Origin of the sequence: Lentzea sp. NPDC005914 (assembly GCF_040629405.1) — a bacterium.
Lineage (GTDB): Bacteria > Actinomycetota > Actinomycetes > Mycobacteriales > Pseudonocardiaceae > Lentzea.
On sequence record NZ_JBEXVQ010000107.1, the window covers coordinates 1 to 1009 of the forward strand.

Sequence of the window (1009 nt, forward strand, 5' to 3'; positions counted from 1 at the left end):
AGTGCTTGTTTCCGAGCTACTGAGGCTGTGTGAGTCGTCGGACGGTGATGCGGATCATCGACCATCGGACCATGGCCTCGTGGTGGTGGCGTAGTCGTTCGTAGTCGCGGACGCAGCGGCGGTGGCTGGTGATCCATGCCAGGGTCCGTTCCACCACCCACCGCCGTGGTAGCACCGTGAAGTGCGGCAGGTCGGGCCGTTTCACTATCTCGACGGTCAGAGCAAGGGTCCTGCGTGCCCAGTCGAGCAGGGTTCCGGTGTAGCCGCCGTCCGCCCAGACCAGGTGGACTCGCGGCCCCGCGGCGGATCGCAGGCGCCGCAACAGAGAGCGGGCGGCGACCCTGTCCGATGTGGATGCCGGGGTCACCAGTACCGCGATCAGCAGTCCCAGGGTGTCCACGGCGATGTGGCGCTTGCGTCCCTGAATCTTCTTGCCCGCGTCGTAGCCGCGGGTCGAGGCGGCCACGGTAGGCGCCGCTCGCACGGACTGGGAGTCGATGATCGCCGCCGACGGGGCGGCGTTGCGGCCGTCGGCCAGTCGGGCACGGTCGCGCAACGCGTCGAGCAGTCGCTGGGTGGTACCGGTCTTCTCCCAGGCGGTGAAGCGCTTGAAGACAGTGGGCCAGGGCGGGAAGTCGGCGGGCAGGGCACGCCACTTGATGCCGTTGTCGACCACGTAGAGGATCGCGTCGACGATCAACCGGCGGCAGTGCTTCTCCCACCGCCCGCCACGACCGGCCAGGCACGCCGGATCGGGCAGCAAAGGGTCGAGCTCGGCCCACTGGGCGTCGGTGATGTCGGTGGGATAGCGGCTCGCCCGCTGGCCGGGCTGATGGGTGACGGCCAAACGGCAACAGGCGGAACCCGCGGTGGAACCGCCCGCGGGGATCGGGCACGATAACAACGGAACTCCTGGCAGAACGGCGCTTCGACAACGTCCGATCTACCAGGAGTTCCCCTGTCCGTGCACCAAAGAGCTCTCACCCGCTCAAGCTCGGAAACAAGCACT

1 protein-coding gene is annotated in these 1009 nt (G+C 67.8%); it reads right to left on the reverse strand.

All coding sequences use genetic code 11. The annotated features are described in order from the left end of the window. Positions 1 to 16: 16 nt before the first annotated feature. On the reverse strand, positions 17 to 847 hold the full coding sequence (locus ABZ345_RS47480; RefSeq protein WP_359862373.1) for an IS5 family transposase: 831 nt from the start codon (positions 845 to 847) through the stop codon (positions 17 to 19). Positions 848 to 1009: the final 162 nt, after the last annotated feature.